This is a genomic window from Microbacterium sp. MYb66 (genome assembly GCF_002979435.1).
Classification (GTDB): Bacteria; Actinomycetota; Actinomycetes; order Actinomycetales; family Microbacteriaceae; genus Microbacterium.
Window position 1 is genome coordinate 1 of the sequence record NZ_PCOV01000011.1, and the last position, 16929, is coordinate 16929.

Annotated in this window: 15 protein-coding genes; 10 read left to right on the top strand and 5 right to left on the bottom strand. The window is 69.6% G+C overall.

The window, feature by feature from the left end:
- Window positions 1-47 precede the first annotated feature (47 nt).
- Window positions 48-1493 carry a Na+/H+ antiporter NhaC family protein gene (locus tag CQ045_RS16595; protein ID WP_105725899.1) on the top strand — a complete coding sequence of 482 codons (1446 nt, stop codon included), beginning with the start codon at window positions 48-50 and terminating at the stop codon, window positions 1491-1493.
- Window positions 1494-1522: 29 nt separating this feature from the next.
- On the opposite strand, the gene CQ045_RS16600 is transcribed toward CQ045_RS16595, so the two are convergent.
- Window positions 1523-1819, bottom strand: a complete 297-nt coding sequence (locus CQ045_RS16600; RefSeq protein ID WP_105725741.1) for a hypothetical protein — start codon at window positions 1817-1819, stop codon at window positions 1523-1525.
- Window positions 1820-1839: 20 nt separating this feature from the next.
- Window positions 1840-3132 (bottom strand): Nramp family divalent metal transporter, encoded by a 1293-nt coding sequence (locus tag CQ045_RS16605; RefSeq protein ID WP_374955033.1) that lies wholly within the window; start codon window positions 3130-3132, stop codon window positions 1840-1842.
- Between the two features lie 71 nt (window positions 3133-3203).
- On the opposite strand from CQ045_RS16605, the gene CQ045_RS16610 reads away from it, so the two are divergent.
- Together CQ045_RS16610 and CQ045_RS16615 are read left to right on the top strand one after the other, a co-directional pair.
- Window positions 3204-3884 carry a TrmH family RNA methyltransferase gene (locus CQ045_RS16610; RefSeq protein ID WP_258131120.1) on the top strand — a complete coding sequence of 227 codons (681 nt, stop codon included), beginning with the start codon at window positions 3204-3206 and terminating at the stop codon, window positions 3882-3884.
- A 69-nt stretch (window positions 3885-3953) separates the two neighbouring features.
- Window positions 3954-4421, top strand: coding sequence for a VOC family protein (locus CQ045_RS16615; protein WP_105725905.1), 468 nt, complete (start codon window positions 3954-3956; stop codon window positions 4419-4421).
- Window positions 4422-4586: 165 nt separating this feature from the next.
- Here CQ045_RS16615 and CQ045_RS16620 read toward each other — a convergent pair whose 3' ends face one another.
- On the bottom strand, window positions 4587-5909 hold the full coding sequence (locus CQ045_RS16620) for an MATE family efflux transporter (protein WP_181156618.1): 1323 nt from the start codon (window positions 5907-5909) through the stop codon (window positions 4587-4589).
- Window positions 5910-6037: 128 nt separating this feature from the next.
- On the opposite strand from CQ045_RS16620, the gene CQ045_RS16625 reads away from it, so the two are divergent.
- The 4 genes from CQ045_RS16625 to CQ045_RS16640 all read left to right on the top strand — a co-directional run bounded on the left by CQ045_RS16625 (window position 6038) and on the right by CQ045_RS16640 (window position 10122).
- Window positions 6038-6586, top strand: coding sequence for a DUF1992 domain-containing protein (locus CQ045_RS16625; protein WP_181156619.1), 549 nt, complete (start codon window positions 6038-6040; stop codon window positions 6584-6586).
- 67 nt (window positions 6587-6653) lie between these two features.
- Window positions 6654-8618: a M13 family metallopeptidase gene (locus CQ045_RS16630; protein WP_105725745.1), complete on the top strand. Its 1965-nt coding sequence runs from the start codon at window positions 6654-6656 to the stop codon at window positions 8616-8618.
- Between the two features lie 110 nt (window positions 8619-8728).
- On the top strand, window positions 8729-9691 hold the full coding sequence (locus CQ045_RS16635) for a serine hydrolase (protein ID WP_105725747.1): 963 nt from the start codon (window positions 8729-8731) through the stop codon (window positions 9689-9691).
- Between the two features lie 29 nt (window positions 9692-9720).
- Window positions 9721-10122 carry a hypothetical protein gene (locus CQ045_RS16640; RefSeq protein WP_105725749.1) on the top strand — a complete coding sequence of 134 codons (402 nt, stop codon included), beginning with the start codon at window positions 9721-9723 and terminating at the stop codon, window positions 10120-10122.
- 13 nt (window positions 10123-10135) lie between these two features.
- On the opposite strand, the gene CQ045_RS16645 is transcribed toward CQ045_RS16640, so the two are convergent.
- Entirely contained in the window at window positions 10136-11578 is a 1443-nt protein-coding gene (locus CQ045_RS16645; RefSeq protein ID WP_105725751.1) for an MFS transporter, read from the bottom strand.
- A gap of 61 nt (window positions 11579-11639) precedes the next feature.
- Between CQ045_RS16645 and CQ045_RS16650 the strand changes: the two genes are divergently transcribed.
- Window positions 11640-12965: an alpha-hydroxy-acid oxidizing protein gene (locus tag CQ045_RS16650; RefSeq protein WP_105725753.1), complete on the top strand. Its 1326-nt coding sequence runs from the start codon at window positions 11640-11642 to the stop codon at window positions 12963-12965.
- Between the two features lie 49 nt (window positions 12966-13014).
- Entirely contained in the window at window positions 13015-13704 is a 690-nt protein-coding gene (locus CQ045_RS16655; RefSeq protein WP_105725755.1) for a GNAT family N-acetyltransferase, read from the top strand.
- Window positions 13705-13723: 19 nt separating this feature from the next.
- On the opposite strand, the gene CQ045_RS16660 is transcribed toward CQ045_RS16655, so the two are convergent.
- A complete protein-coding gene (locus CQ045_RS16660) occupies window positions 13724-15193 on the bottom strand; it encodes a peptide MFS transporter (RefSeq protein ID WP_105725757.1) in 1470 nt (489 codons plus the stop codon).
- Between the two features lie 112 nt (window positions 15194-15305).
- On the opposite strand from CQ045_RS16660, the gene CQ045_RS16665 reads away from it, so the two are divergent.
- Window positions 15306-16691, top strand: coding sequence for a glycine--tRNA ligase (locus tag CQ045_RS16665; protein ID WP_105725759.1), 1386 nt, complete (start codon window positions 15306-15308; stop codon window positions 16689-16691).
- Window positions 16692-16929 lie beyond the last annotated feature (238 nt).

Here is a 16929-nt window from a genome sequence, read left to right on the forward strand (position 1 = left end):
CCTCCCTCCCCCTTCTCCTTCGCCCCCTTCACACTGAGGTGACCTCCATGCCAGATTTCGGCGCTCTCGCGCTCCTCCCCATCGTGGTGATCCTGATCGTCGCGGTCGCCACCCGACGCACGCTCTTCGCCCTGTTCTGCGGCACCGTCGCCGGTGCACTGATCCTCGGCGGCTGGGGCGGCTTCGACGTCTGGGTCGAGTACACCGGCAAGGCGCTGTCCAACGAGACGGCGCAGTGGCTGCTGCTGATCGTCGCGCTGTTCGGCATGCTGATGATGCTGTTCGAGAAGTCGGGCATCGTCACCGACTTCGCGAACTGGGCCGAGCGGTTCGTCACCTCCCGCCGCAAGTCGATGGTGCTGACCTTCCTGCTTTCGGTCGTGCTGTTCGTCGACGACTATCTGAACGTGCTCACCACCGGCACCTCGATGAAGCAGGTCACCGACCGCTACCGGGTGCCGCGTACGCAGCTCGGCGCGATCATGAAGATGACGGCCGCGCCGATCGCCGTCCTCATCCCGGTGTCGACCTGGGCGCTGTTCTTCTCCGGACTGTTCGAGGCGCAGGGCGTCACGGTCGGCGGCACCGGCTTCGGCGCCTACCTGCAGGCGATCCCGTTCATCTTCTTCGGGTGGGCGGCTCTCGCGGTCGCGCTCCTGATGAGCATCGGCTGGCTGCCGAAGCTCGGCGTGATCAAGCGCGACGCGATCCGCGCGGAGCGGGACGGCGACGTCTTCCCGCTCGGCACCACCGACGACGAGCGGCGAGCCGAGGGTGCGGCGCTGCTGGCCGAGCTCGAGGCCGACGACCCCGACGGGTCGACCGCGCAGCGGGTCGCCACCGCGCTCGCGACCCCGACGGACACCGGGCGGAAGCCGCAGCCCTGGGGCTTCCTGATCGCGATGGCCGTGCTCGTCGGCGTGACGATCGCGACGAACGCCAACGTCGTCGCCGGCACCGCGGCGTCTCTCGCTGTGACGATCGTGATCGTGCTCGTGCAGCGTCGGCTCCGCATCCGCGGGGTGCTGGATGCTGCGCTCGAAGGCATCGAGAGCATGCTGTTCGTGATGATCCTCACGGTGCTGGCGTTCATGGTGCAGGAGATGAACATCACCCTGCAGCTCGCGGAGTTCGTGATCCAGGTCACCGAGCCCGTGCTCACCCCGGCGCTGCTCCCGGCGATCGTGTTCGCGGTGTGCGGCATCTACGCGTACGCCACCGGCTCCTTCTGGGATCTGGCTGCGGTGATCACCCCGGTCGTGCTCCCGCTGGCGCTCGCGCTCGGTGCCGACCCGATCCTCGCCGGTGCCGCCGTGTTCTCGGGCGCAGCGCTCGGCAGCACGACCTGCCTCTACGGCGACGGGATCATCCTCGCGTCGCGGTCGATCGGCATCAAGCCGATCAACCTCATGCTCGCGATCCTGCCGTACGCCGGCATCGCCGCCGGACTGTCGTTCGTGCTCTACCTGGTGACCGGCTTCGTCACGGCGTAGCCGGGGCGGACCCGCGCAGACGGCGCGGGTCAGCCCAGGGTGGTCAGGATGATGAACGCGGCCTGACCCGCGAAGAACAGGACGAGGAATCCGAGGAGGGCGGCGGCCAGCGAGAGTCGGCCGTCGAACCCCTCGATCTCGGCGATCCCGATCTTCCGCGCGCGGAAGGCCAGCACGAGGGTGGCGACGCCGAGCGCGAGTTGCACCCACGGGCTGCCGACGCCGATGACCTTCGGGAACGCGATCAGCAGACCGCCGATCACGCCCGTCGCGATGCCGATCCAGGTGAGGATGCGGACGTTGCGGCGGGCGTTCTCGGCAGACATGCTGTCGAGCCTATCCGGGCTCAGGCACCGGTCAGCACCAGCCAGAGCAGCGCCCCGTTGAGCGCGATCAGCAGGACGGATGCCAGGATGCCGGCCGCCGTCGTCCACCGCCGGTTCACCCAGGCGCCGAGGGTCCGCCGCTGGGCGGTGAGCACGACCAGCGGGATCAGCGCGAAGGGGATGCCGAACGAGAGCACCACCTGGCTGAGCACCAGCGCGAGGGTCGGGTCGATGCCGATCCCGAGGATCAGGAGTGCGGGGATGAGCGTCACCAACCGGCGCGCGAGGAGCGGGATGCGCACATGCAGCAGACCGTGCATGATCTCTGCTCCGGCATAGGCGCCCACCGACGTCGATGCCAGTCCCGAGGCGAGCAGCCCGACGGCGAAGAGCGTCGCGACGACCGGGCCGAGTCCCGCGGAGAGCGCGGCGTGCGCGCCTTCCAGCGAGTCGGTGCCTTCGACGCCCGCGAGGTTCGCGGCGGCGAGCAGCAGGATGCAGAGGTTGACGGAGCCGGCGATCACCATCGCGATCGAGACGTCCCAGCGGGTGGCGGTGAGCAGGCGGCGGATGCGCGAGGTCTCGGTGCGCACGGCCTCGTCGCCGGCGTGGGCGGTCGTGGCGCCGAAGCGGTCGCGGGCGAGGGAGGAGTGCGCGTAGATCGCATGCGGCATGATCGTCGCGCCGAGGATGGATGCTGCCAGCAGCACGGAGCCGGTGCCCTCGAAGCGCGGCACCATTCCGCCGAGCACGCCCGCCGGGTCCGGCGGCGCGACGAAGACGCCCGCGACGAACCCGATCGTGATGATCGCCATCAGTCCGATGATCACGAACTCGAACGGGCGCGCACCGCCGCGGTTCTGCACCGTGAGCAGGATCATCGAGACCGCGCCGGTGATCAGTCCGCCCAGGAGCAGCGGCACGTCGAACAGCAGGTTCAGCGCGACCGCGCCGCCGATGACCTCGGCGAGGTCGGTCGCCATCGCGACGAGCTCGGCCTGCAGCCAGTACGCGCGTCGTGCCCACGGGCGGCGCAGACGCGTGCCCAGCACCTCGGGGAGGCTCTGCCCCGTGACGACGCCCAGCTTGGCCGAGAGGTACTGGATCAGCCACGCCATCACGTTTCCCGCCAGCACGACCCACACCAGCAGGTAGCCGTACTGCGCTCCGGCGGTCATGTTGCTCGCGACGTTGCCCGGGTCGAGGTACGCGACGCCCGCGACGAGGGCGGGTCCGAGCAGCCAGAGGCTGCGAGGTGCACTCGCCGGAGGGGCGGTCAGGGTCGGCAGCGGGAGCGAGGTATTTTTAGGCACACCGAAACCGTAGCGTATTTTTCGGTGGACCTAAATATCTTCGTGCCCTGCCGCGACGATAGCCTGGCGGGATGGATGACGCCGCGCCGAACAGCACGAACCCCGACGGTCCGGCGGACGCGGTGCGCACGGGGTCGATCGCTCAGCCCGGGTACGGCGTCGGTCCCTGGCCCGGCGGGGAGGAGGCGTGGCCCGACGGGGAGCAGTACGACCCCGAGCTCCTCGCGGCCGGCGACACCCGCAACGTGATCGACCGCTATCGCTACTGGCGGATGGAGGCGATCGTCGCCGACCTCGACACGCAGCGGCATCCGTTCCACGTCGCGATCGAGAACTGGCAGCACGACATGAACATCGGGTCGATCGTGCGCAGCGCCAACGCCTTCCTCGCCGACACCGTGCACATCATCGGGCGGCGCCGGTGGAACAAGCGCGGGGCCATGGTCACCGACCGGTACCAGCACGTCGTGCACCACGAAGACGTCGAGACCTTCGCCGCCTGGGCTGCTGCCGAGGGGCTCCCGATCATCGCGGTCGACAACGTCGACGGCGCTGTGCCCGTCGATCGCGCCGAGCTCCCGCAGCGGTGCGTGCTGCTCTTCGGCCAGGAAGGACCGGGGCTCTCCGCCGAAGCGCTCGCCGCGGCATCCGCCCACATCGAGATCACGCAGTACGGCTCGACCCGCTCGATCAACGCCAGCGCCGCGGCCGCGGTGATCATGTACGAGTGGTGCCGGAGATACGCCGGCTGAGGGCTCACCGGAACCCCTCGACAGGCGACATCCGCGGGCGTAGCGTGAGTGCCGATCGAGGAGGTCGACATGGCGGTCGTCACGCCCATCCGTCCCTATCTGTGGTTCGTCGACAGGGCGCAGGAGGCGATGGAGTACTACGTCTCGGTGTTTCCGAACTCGTCGATCGACCGGGTGACCCTGTACCCGGATGAGAACCTCAGCGAGCACTTCGAGGGGATGTCCGGGAAGGTCATCAACGGCGAGTTCACCCTGAACGGCACACGCTTCGGCTGCATCGACGGAGGACCTGAGTTCACCTTCAACGAGGCGATCTCCTTCGTGATCGAGTGCGCCGACCAGGACGAGATCGACCACTACTGGCAGGCTCTCTCCGCGGTTCCGGAGTCGGAGGCCTGCGGGTGGTGCAAGGACCGGTTCGGCGTCAGCTGGCAGGTGGTCCCCGCCGGCCTCGACCTGCTGCAGCAGCGGCCGGAGCAGATCCAGGCGCTGATGCACATGAAGAAGATCGTGATCGCGGAACTCGAGATCGCCTGAGCCCGCGTTCCGCGGCGGGGATGAACAGCGCGGTCAGCCGCGGTCGATGCCGAAGAGGTGGCGGTGGATCGCGTTGACATCGCTATCCAGGTGATCGATGCGCCCGTGCCCCGAGCCGATTCCGGAGGGTGGGGATAAGCCCTTCGAGCCGGTTTCCGTGCAGAGTCAGACGGTGGCGGCGAGCCATCGACCCGAGCGCACGCGCCACCCCAGGGTGGCGAGCCGGGCGAGCAGATACACGCCGAAGAACGCGACCGCGAGCCAGATGAGGCCGGCGGCGCCGTCGACTCCGGTCGCGGCGATGATCCACAGTGCCGGCAGGAACGGCACCAGGTTCAGGCCTCCGGCGATCGCGAGGTACCGGGCATCGTTCGCGCCCATGAGTACCCCGTCGAGGACGAACACGACGCCGGCGATCGGCTGCGCGACCGCGAGCACCAGCAGCGCCGGCTGCACGAGCGCGGCGATCTCGGGGTCGCCCGTGAAGACGATGCCGAGCACCCCGGACAGCGCGGCGATCAGACCGCCGACGATCACGCCGAACCACGCGCCCCAGGCGACGGTGCGGCCCAGCACGCGATGCACCTGCTGCTCGTCTCCGGCGCCGAGCTCCTTGCCGATGAGCGCCTGCGCGGCGATCGCGAGCGCATCGAGCGCGAAGGCCGCGGCCGAGAAGATTGTGAACACGATCTGCCAGCCGGCCAGCTCCTCGGTGCCGACCCCGGTCGCGACGCCCACGGTCGCGAGCAGGGCCACGCGCAGGCTGACGGTGCGCAGGAACAGCCACCCTCCCGACGTCGCCGTGCTGCGGATGCCGGCGCGCTGGGCGCGGAGCGAGGCGCTGTGGCGGGTGGCGAGGCGGCGGACGACCAGCACGTAGGCGGCGACCATGCCCCACTGCGCGGTCACGGTGCCTGCGGCAGAGCCGGCGATGCCCCAGCCGAATCCGTAGATGAACAGCCAGTTCAGCAGGGCGTTGACGCCGAAGCCGAGCCCCGCGATCCACAGCGGAGTCATGGTGTCCTGCATCCCGCGCAGCAGGCCGGTCGCGGCGAACACGATGAGCATGGCCGGCAGACCCCACATCGAGATGACGAGGTATTCGTTGGCCTGCGCCGCGACGGCCTCCCCTGCGCCGAACAGCGACACGAGCCACGGGGAGGAGACCGCGCCGACCACGGCGAGCACGGCGCCGAGGCCGAGCGCGAGCCACATGCCGTTGACGCCGACCGACACGGCCTCACCCGGCTGCCCCGCACCGAAACGACGGGCGACGGCCGGGGTGGTCGAGTAGGCGAGGAAGACCATGAGCCCGACGATGGTCTGCAGCACGGCTCCGGCGATGCCGAGCCCGGCGAGCGGCGTCGTGCCGAGGTGCCCGACCAGTGCCGCATCCACGATCAGGAATGCGGGTTCCGCGATCAGCGCGCCGAGTGCGGGGACGGCGAGGCGCAGGATCTCTCGATTGAGGGAGGCGCGCGCGATCATCCTCCGAGCCTATGACCTGACGCGGACCTCAGCCGCCCGCCTGACGGGTCCCGGAGCCGGGCGGGGTCGGCCGCGGGACGGGTCCCGGTCGTAGGGTGGAAGGGAGCTCGATGCCACGGAGGTGCATCATGACCGACCCCAGGGAAGCGGCGGCCCGGTACCGTGCCGCGCAGCAGCAGGACCGGAACGCAGACGCCGACGCCGAGTCGGGCACGCCGCCCGGGATCGCCGCGGCGGTCGATCGAGCCGCGTTCATCGAGACCGCGATCCAGGTGGCGATCCGTCGCGGCGAGTTCGACGATCTGCCCGGCGCGGGCAAGCCGCTCGAGGGACTCGGCAGCCACCACGACCCGGACTGGTGGATACGCCGCAAGATCGAGACCGAGAACCTCACCGGACTCGGCCCGCCCGCCATCCTGCTGCGCACCGAGGACCGGGAGCTGAACGACCAGCTCGACCTGCTCGGCCGGGAGTCGGACGTGCGGGATGTGGTCGATGACTTCAATCGTCGTGTGCGCGAGGCGCGACGCCAGCTCCAGGGTGGGCCTCCCGTGGTGACCGAGCCGCGCGACGTCGACGCCGAGGTCGTGGCGTGGGCGGAGCGCCGCGCGGCTCGGCCCGCGGCATCCGTTCCGGAGCAGCCGCGTCGGCGGCGCTTCGGGCGCCGCACGCGCTGAGCCCCGTGCCGTCGCCGTGTGACCTCTTCTCGACACCGTGGGGGAGGCGGGCCATAGGCTGGGGCGCATGACTGACGTTCTTCCCGTGGGCCTCGCCCTTGATGAGTTCAGCTCCGACATCCGCCCGCAGGACGACCTCTATCGGCACGTCAACGGCGCCTGGCTCGCCCGCACCGAGATCCCGGGCGACAAGGCGCGCTGGGGCTCGTTCCACCTGCTCGCCGAGCAGGCCGAGAAAGACGTCCGCACGATCATCGAGGAATCGCAGGATGCCGAGGAGGGCACGCTCGCCCGCAAGATCGGCGACCTGTTCGCGAGCTTCATGGACACCGAGCGCATCGATGCCGCCGGAGTCGCTCCGCTGGCCGAGACCCTCGCCGAGATCGACGCGATCGCCGACATCCCGACGTTCCTGCGCACCGTCGGCGCCTACGACCGTGACGGTCGCGCGGCCGTGATCGGCCTCTACGTCGACGGCGACCCCGGCAACCCCGAGCGCTACCTGCCGGTGCTCGTGCAGGCCGGTCTGTCGCTCCCGGACGAGAGCTACTTCCGCCTCGACACGTTCGCCGACACCAGGGCCGCCTACCGCGCGCACCTCGAGCGGCTGCTCGGCCTCGCCGGCGTCGCGGATGCCGCAAAGAACGCCGACCGCGCGATCACGCTCGAGACGGAGCTCGCCGGTCACCACTGGGACAACGTGCGCAGCCGCGACGCGGTGGCGACCTACAACCTCAAGACGTGGGACGAGCTGCAGGCGCTCGCCGGCGTCGACCTCACCCCGTGGCGCGAGGCAGTCTCGCCGTCGAATCCCGCTGCCTTCGACGAGGTCGTCGTCTCGCAGCCGAGCTTCTTCGAGGGCCTCGGCTCTCTGCTGACTCCCGAGCATCTGGACGACTGGAAGGCGTGGCTGCGGGCCAAGGCCGTGCACGCCGCCGCCCCGTACCTGACCGACGATCTGGTGCAGGAGAACTTCTCGTTCTACGGCACCGAGCTCACCGGTGTGCCCACTCTCCGCGAGCGCTGGAAGCGTGGCGTCTCGCTCACCGAGGGCGCCCTCGGCGAAGCCATCGGGAAGGTCTACGTCGAGCGGCACTACCCGCCGACGGCGAAGGCCGCGATGGACGAGCTGGTCGAGAACCTCATCGAGGCGTATCGGCAGAGCATCACCGATCTCGAGTGGATGACGGCCGAGACCCGTGAGCGCGCGCTCGCCAAGCTCGACTCCTTCACGCCGAAGATCGGACACCCCGAGGTGTGGCGCGACTACTCGAGTCTCGAGATCGACCGCGCCGACCTGTTCGGCAACGTGCGGCGCGCATCGATCTTCGAGCACGACCGCAACGTCGACAAGGTCGGCAAGCCCATCGACCGCCTCGAGTGGCACATGCCGCCGCAGATGGTCAACGCGTACTACAACCCGTCGATGAACGAGATCGTCTTCCCCGCGGCGATCCTGCAGTACCCGTTCTTCGACGCCGGACGAGATGCCGCCGCGAACTACGGCGGCATCGGCGCGGTCATCGGCCATGAGATCGGTCACGGCTTCGACGATCAGGGCAGCCGCTACGACGGCGACGGGCGACTCGAGGACTGGTGGACCGATGCCGACCGCTCGGCGTTCGAGGAGCGCACCAAGGCCCTCATCGCGCAGTACGACGCGCTGGTCCCCGAAGGGCTCGACGCCGAGCACCACGTCAACGGAGCCCTCACGATCGGCGAGAACATCGGCGACCTCGGCGGCCTCGGCATCGCGCTCAAGGCCTACGAGCTGTCGCTCGGCGGCGAGGAGGCTCCGGTCATCGACGGCTACACGGGCGTGCAGCGCCTGCTGCTGTCGTGGGCGCAGGTGTGGCAGCAGAAGAGCCGCGACGCCGAGACGCTGCGGCTGCTGACGATCGATCCGCACTCGCCGAACGAGTTCCGGTGCAACCAGATCGTCCGCAACATCGACGCCTTCTATCGGGCCTTCGACGTGGCCGAGTCCGACGCGCTGTGGCTCCCCGAGGCGTCCCGGGTGACCATCTGGTGACCAATCGTCCGACTCTGTGAGGCATCCCCCGGCGGTGGGGTTACGATAGCCCTGCCGCTGGGGAGCGCTTCCCCGCGGTATCCCGCAAATCCCCCTCGTAAGGATCACGTGTGGGCGCTCTCGAGCCTGGTGAAGGGTTCCGCAACTCGGCCCCCGAGTCCCTCGGCGGTGCCCAGGATCCTCCCGACGCGGGGCGCCGCTCCCAGCGCACCAGCCGCAGGCTTCCGCGCCGTGCTGCTCTCGGGCGCCGTTCCTTCACGGCCACGCTGCGTTCCCTCGAGGGGCTGGTCGATTCCGGTGCTCAGGTCTCGGTGCACGTCGTCGACCTCGACAACCACGTGCACGTGCTGGCCGGCGACGACCACGTCACGATGCCGGTCGCGGGTCTCGGCGTCGTCCCGCTGCTGATCGAGGTGGCTGCCGGTTTCCAGAGCGGGGCGCTCGATCCGTTCGAGATCATCGAACGGGACAGCGTCGAGGCCGTGGAGACCTCCGGCCTGTGGCGGCATCTGCACGCGCCGGCTCTGCCCTTGGAGGATCTCGCGGTGATGGCGGCGACCGCGGGCGATCCGATCGCGGTGAACGCCCTGCTGCAGAAGGTCGGACACGACCGGGTGCGCGAGCGCATCGAGTCGTTGGGACTTCGGCGCACGGCGCTGCTCGACCGCTTCCGCGACCGCCGCGGACCGGACGACGCTCCTCAGGTCGCCGTGGGATCCGCTCGGGAGCTCGCAGGTCTCTTCTCGGCCCTGGTGAACTCGCAGGTCGTCGACGCCGCGGTCAGCGCGCAGGTGTCGGAGTGGCTGAGCCTGAACCAGGACCTGAGCCTGGTCGCGGCATCCACCGGGCTCGACCCGTTCTCGCACGATCACGACGCGCACGGTCTGCTGTTCGTGAACAAGACCGGCCGCGATCGTGGTGTCCGTGCCGAGGCGGGAGTGCTGGCCGGACCCCGTGCCGGTGTCGCCTACTCGCTCATCGTCTGCTTCGACGACCTCTCCATCACGCACCGGCTGCGTGCGCACGACGCCTTCCGGGTGCTCGGCGTCGAGCTCATGGAGTACACGCACTGAGAGCGGTTCCGTGTCGTTAGCATCGGAGGATGCCCCGACCTGACTGGACCCCGCACCGCCGCGACGACGGCGAGCTGCTCGGGTGGATCCATCCCGAGGGAGACGACTGGGTCGCCGTGGACGTGCTCGGGCGACCGGCATCCGTCCCGACCGAGTGGCTCGATGCCGAGACCGCGCTGGAGGAGCACGGCATCGCGTGGCTCGCCGATCCGTGGATGCTCGAGGGGGAAGCGGACCGTCCGCTGCGGGTGCGCATCCTCGAGGTGACGCCGGACGAGGAGGGCGTGCCCGGTCGGATCGTCGTGAAGATCGACGACTTCGGCGATATGACCCGTCCGGCGACTGCGCAGTTCACCCTCGCGTGGCCGATCCCGGACCGGCTTCGCCCGCCGCGAGACGGTGACCCGGACCCGCGCACGATCTCCCGCTGACGGCGCGCGGACCTCAGCCGGGCAGCGACGGATGCTGCTCGGTGCTGCGCTGCTTCGGGATGAACAGCGACAGCACGACGGCGACGATCCCGGCGGCGATCGCCAGCCAGAAGCAGACGTCGAAGGCTTCCCTCGTCGGCACGGCGACCCCGTCGACGTCGACGCTCATCGCGGCGAGGATGCCGCCCATCACCGCCGAGGCGCTGGAGGTGCCGACCGAGCGGAACAGGGCGTTCAGCCCGTTGGAGGCGCCGGTCTCGTTCGCCGGGACGGAGCGCATGATGATCATCGGCATGGCGGCGAACGTGAATCCGATCCCGACGCCGATCAGGATGTTCGCGACGAAGATGTGCCACACCTCGCTCGACCAGAGCAGCACGAAGACGTAGGCGAGCACGATCGCCGTGGCGCCGACGGTGAACAGCGGACGCGGACCGACCGTGCGCTCCAGCCAGCCGGACAGCGGCGAGATGACCATCATCACCAGGCCCGCCGGCATGATCACCAGGGAGGCGCCGACCATGTCGAGACCGAAGCCGGAGCCGGAGCTCGCCGGCATCTCGAGAAGCTGCGGGAAGGTCACGTTCGAGGCGAACAGGGCGAAGCCCATGCCGATCGCGGCGATGTTCGTGAAGAGCACGGCGGGCCGGGCGGCGACTCGCAGGTCGAGGAGCGGGTCCTTCGTGCGCAGCTGGTACCAGCCCCACACCAGCAGCACCGCGACGCCGCCGATGATGCAGATGAGCGTGAGCGGAGCGGTCCAGCCCCACTCGGCACCGCGCGAGACGAAGAGCAGGATGCCGGTGAGGCCGACGGCGAGTCCGATGGCGCCGATCACGTCGAGGCGGCCGGGGGAGCGCAGCACGTCCTCGGGGATCACGGCCAGCACGAGCAGCAGCCCGACGACGCCGAGTGCGGCCGCGAGCCAGAACAGCATGTGCCAGTCGGCGTTCTCGGCGAGGAGCGCGGCGACCGGCATCCCGATCGCGCCGCCGACTCCCATGGTCGCGCTCATGAGGGCCACCGCGGTGCCGAGACGCTCGGTCGGCAGGACGTCGCGCATGATGGCGATGCCGAGCGGGACGACGCCGGTCACCGCGCCCTGCAGCGCGCGCCCGATGATGACGCCGACGATCGAGCCCGAGAGCGCGGCGATCAGCGATCCGATGACCAGGAGGATCAGCAGCACGATCACGACGCGGCGTTTGCCGTACATGTCGCCCAGTCGGCCGGAGATCGGCGTGGCGACCGCGGCGACCAGCAGCGTGATCGTGACGACCCAGGTGGTGTCCTCGCGCGACGCGTTCAGCAGCTGCGGCAGCTCGGCCTGCAGCGGCACGACGAGCGTGAACATGAACGACGAGCAGAGTCCGGCGAAGGCGAGGACCGCGACGATCGCCCACTTCGGCGGGGTACGGGAGAGACGCTTCCTCGCTCTGTCGTCGCTCGCACCCACCGGCTCAGGCTATCGGCGATCGGACGATGCGGGGCCGATCGGGCATGGCTAGCATGTGCACATGGTCACGAGCAGCGTCGCTCCGGACGATCCCGCCGCCGGTCGCGGCATCTCCCGGCGCACCCAGTCCGACATCTATCGCGCCGGCATCAGCGGCACGAAGCCCGCGGTGCCGATCGACCCCGCAGCCCTGAAGGCGGCCGCTCGCAAGGCGCTGAGCGCCGAGGCATTCGCCTACATCGCCGGCGGTGCGGGTTCCGAGCGGACCATGACGGCCAACCGCCGGGCGTTCGATCGCTGGCAGGTGTGGCCGCGGCCGCTGCGCGATGTGGCCGAGCGCGACCTCGGCGTGGACTTCCTCGGGAAGAGGCGTCCCACTCCGCTGCTGCTCGCGCCCCTCGGGGTGATGGAGATGGCGCACGGCGATGCCGACCTCGCGGTGGCCCGCGCGGCGGCATCCGTCGGCGTTCCCTACACGCTGTCGAACCAGGCGTCGTTCGCGATGGAGCAGGTGGCGGATGCCGCGCCGCACGGCTCCCGGCTGTTCCAGCTCTACTGGTCGGCGTCGGACGACCTCAACCGCTCGCTGCTCGCCCGCGCCGAGGCATCCGGATGCGAGGCGATCGTCATCACGCTCGACACGCACCTGCTCGGCTGGCGCACGCGAGACCTCGATCTCGCCTACCTGCCGTTCACCCGCGGGATGGGCATCGCGCAGTACACGAGCGACCCGGTCTTCCAGCAACTGGTGAGGGAGCGCGCGGCTGCGCCGAAAGGCGAGGCGCCCGGGGTCAAGGTCACCCCGAAGGCGGTCGCCGCCGCCCTCACGATCGCCCGGAAGGGAGCGCCGCTCACCGGCGGCGGCTCCCTGCGCGACAACCTGCGCTCGCCGTTGCCCCGTGCCGCGGTCGAGACCTTCCTCGACGTGTTCTCCACCCCGGCGCTCACCTGGGGCGACCTGGCGAAGGCGCGGGAATGGACCACCCTGCCGATCATCCTGAAGGGGATCGTGCACCCCGACGACGCGCAGGCCGCGCTGGATGCGGGGATGGACGGCATCTGGATCTCGAACCACGGCGGCCGTCAGATCGACCAGTCGGTGCCGACGCTCGACGTGCTGCCCGAGATCGCCGAGCGCGTCGCGGGGCGGGTGCCCATCGTCTTCGACTCCGGGGTGCGCGGCGGGGCGGATGCCGTGATCGCCCTCGCGCTCGGTGCGACCGTCGTCGCGCTCGGCAGGCCCTACGCCTACGGACTCGGCATCGCCGGGGAGGCAGGGGTGCGCGAGGTGGTACGGAACGTGCTCGCCGAACTCGACATCACTCTCGGCCTCGCGGGGCTGACCGCCGTCTCCGCGCTGGATCGCGACGCGCTGCGGATGGTCTGATCGCGGTTCCGAATTCCTCGAACGGGCCGAGGAGGGGCAGACTGGTCCCGTGCGAACCATCCGCGATCTCGACACCGTTGAACTCATCCTCGACGCGCAGGGCCTGCTCGACTCCATCCGGGGTCCGCAGCGCGTGGTGGATGCCGGCACCCTGCGCGCCCTGCAGCAGTCGGGCAACTACGTCGTCGGCTTCTTCGACGGCGAGGGCGACGAGGAGCGCATGGTCGGCGCCTCCATCGCCTTCTTCGGCGAACCCGCCCGGCGTGCGATGCACTCGCACATCACCGCGCTGCTGCCCGAGTACCGCGGGCGCGGCTGGGGCCGCGAGCTCAAGGAGCACCAGCGCCAGTGGGCGTTCTCGCGCGACGTCGGCCGCATCACGTGGGTGTTCGATCCGCTCGTGGCCCGTAACGCGCACTTCTTCTTCTCGGTTCTCGGTGCCAGGGCGACCGGCTACTCGGTGAACCGCTACGGCATCTTCGGCGGCGGCGACGCGGGCGACGAGAGCGACCGGCTCGACGTCGAGTGGGCGCTCGCCGACATCGCGAAGCCCCCGGCCGACGACGCGGTCGTGGAGACCCTGGAGATCCCGGCCGACATCGAGGCGCTGCGCGTCTCCGACCCGGAGGCCGCCCATGAATGGCGACTCCGGCTGCGGGCGCAGATGGAGGGCCTGCTCGGCAGCGGTCTGACCATCGCCGGCTACGACAACGCGCGCGGCTACCTCTTCACCGCGTGAGAAAACGGCGCGGGGGTGCTCAGCGCACCCCGCGCATGAGCTTCAGCACGGGCTTGACGCTCAGCAGCAGTCCGATGCCGACGACGATGGCGATCCCACCGAGGATCGAGAAGAAGGGCACCTCGTCGGTCGGGTCGTAGAACCGCACGAGCTCACCCGAGATCGCGGTGCCGAGCGCGATCGACAGGAAGAACAGCGCGACCATCTGGGTGCGGAAGACGGTCGGCGCGAGCTTGGTGGCAGCCGACAGGCCGACCGGTGAGATGAGCAGCTCCGCCACCGTGAACACGAAGAGGATCCCGACGATCGCGAGCAGCGGCGTGGAGTTCTTCCCGCCGCCGGCGAACGGGAGGAAGAGCAGGAACGCCGATCCCATGATGATCGCCGCGAGCGCGAACTTCACCGGTGTCGAGGGCTGCCGCGTTCCGAGCTTGGTCCAGATCGCGGCGAAGACACCGGACAGGATGATGATGAAGACCGGGTTGATCGACTGCACCCACGACACCGGCATCTCCCAGCCGAACAGGTTCCGGTCCAGGCGCTGGTCGGAGTAGATCGTCAGCACCGTGAACTGCTGCTGATACAGCGACCAGAACGCGACGCTGGTGATGAAGAGCGGCAGGAAGGCCCACACCCGGGAGCGTTCGGTGGCGTCGATGCGGCGGCTGCCGAGGATCACCGAGAAATAGGCGACCGCGGCGACGATCGTGACGCCGATCACCAGGGCGGCCAGGTTGTCGGGCCTGATCACGCCGGTGAGCACCAGGACGGCGATGAGCGCGATCGCGCCGCCGGCGATGAGCCCGACCAGCAGATAGCGGGACTGGGGAAGCGGGTTCGGGACCTCCCGCGCCGAGGCGGGCAGCGCTTTGCGGCCGAACGAGTACTGGATGAGTCCCAGCGTCATCCCGATGGCCGCGAGGCCGAAGCCGTAGTGGAAGCCGAGCGAGGACTGCAGGATGCCGGTGAGGATCGGCCCCAGGAACGCGCCGAGGTTGATGCCGAGGTAGAAGAGCGAGAAGCCGGCGTCCCGGCGCGGGTCGTCGGCGCTGTAGAGGCTGCCGACGACTGATGTGGCGTTCGCCTTGAGACCGCCGGACCCCAGTGCCACGAGCACGAGGCCGACGCCGACGCCGACCGCGCCGGGGAGCAGGGCGAGGGCGAGGTGTCCCGCCACGATCACCATCGCGCTGACGAACAGCACGCGCTCCGCGCCGAACAGGCGGTCGGCGAGCCAGGCCCCGAGAATCGTGGACAGGTAGACCGACCCTCCGTACGCGCCCACGATGCCGCCCGCGACGGCCTTGGGGATGCCGAGGCCGCCCTCGGTCACCTCGAAGTACAGATAGATGAGCAGGATGCCCTGCATGCCGTAGAAGCTGAAGCGCTCCCACATCTCCACGCCGAAGATGTGCACGAGAGCCCAGGGTTGTCCGAAGAAGCGGGTGTCTTCGTTGCGAGTCCGCCGGGTGCGCGCAGGAGTGCTCATGCCAGGACCGTACTCCGCGGCGGGCTCAGGGGCCAGGCCGCGCGCGGGACGACGGATAGAATGAGGTGCCCGTGTTCACGGGTTCCTCCCGCATCCGACCATTGGAGCCACCATGGCCGAACAGTCCCGCCTCGACAAGGTCATCGCCCTCGCCCGCCACCGCGGGTTCGTGTTCCAAGCGGGTGAGATCTACGGCGGTTCTCGGTCGGCCTGGGACTACGGGCCCCTCGGTACGGAGCTCAAGGAGAACATCCGCCGGCAGTGGTGGCAGACGTTCGTGCGCGGCCGTGGCGACATGGTCGGCCTCGACTCCAGCATCATCCTTCCCAAGCGCGTGTGGGAGGCCTCGGGTCACGTCGCCACCTTCACCGACCCGCTGGTCGAGTGCCTGCAGTGCCACAAGCGCTTCCGTGCCGACAACCTCATCGAGGACTTCGAGGCGCGCAAGGGCCGCAAGGCCGAGAACGGCCTCGCCGACATCCCCTGCCCCAACTGCGGCACCAAGGGCCAGTACACCGAGCCGAAGGCCTTCTCCGGTCTGGTCAAGACCTACCTCGGCGTCGTGGACGACGAGTCGGGCCTCTACTTCCTCCGCCCCGAGACGGCGCAGGGCATCTTCGTGAACTTCTCGAACGTGCTCACCGCGAGCCGCAAGAAGCCGCCGTTCGGCATCGGCCAGGTCGGCAAGGCGTTCCGCAACGAGATCACGCCCGGCAACTTCATCTTCCGCACCCGCGAGTTCGAGCAGATGGAGATCGAGTTCTTCACGCCGCCGGCGGAGGCGCAGGAGTGGTTCGAGCACTGGGTCGAGGCCTGCTGGAACTGGTTCATCGATCTCGGCATCGACCCGGAGAACATGCGTCAGTTCGACGTGCCGGAAGACGACCGCGCGCACTACTCGGCCGGCACGATCGACGTCGAGTACAAGTTCGGCTTCGCGGGCAAGGAGTGGGGCGAGCTGATGGGCGTCGCCAACCGCACCGACTACGACCTCTCCAGCCACAGCGAGGCGTCCGGCCAGAGCCTGACGTACTTCGACCAGGCCACGGGCGAGCGGTACACCCCGTACGTGATCGAGCCCTCGTTCGGTCTCACCCGTGCCATGATGGCGTTCCTCGTCGACGCCTACCGCGAGGAAGAGGTTCCGAACGCCAAGGGCGGCACCGACGTGCGCACGGTGCTCAAGCTCGACCCGCGCCTCGCCCCGGTCAAGGCCGCGGTGCTGCCGCTGAGTCGCAACGAGAAGCTGTCGCCGCTCGCGCGCGAGGTCGCAGACACGCTCCGCAGCTCCTGGGCCGTCGACTTCGACGACGCGGGTGCGATCGGTCGCCGCTACCGCCGCCAGGACGAGATCGGCACCCCCTTCTGCGTCACGGTCGACTTCGACTCGCTCGACGACCGTGCCGTCACGGTGCGCGACCGCGACACCATGGCGCAGGAGCGCGTCTCGATCGACGGCCTGCACGCCTACCTCGCGGAGCGCCTGCGCGGCGCCTGAGCACGCGGCATCCGGCCCCCGTCGGCCTCAGCTATGGCAACGGGTTCACGAGCGGAAACTGCCGGAGAACGCTGCCGAGGGTGAGTGATTCGTGTGTCGGACGCGGCCGCTGGGACGTGCGGACTGCATCGAGAGGTCGTCCCGTTAGATTGATCGCTATCCAGTCCGCGGGTGGACACCAATCAGGTTGGCGGCGACCCACGCTCAGTCGCTTGAACGGGTGGCGACACAGCGGCCC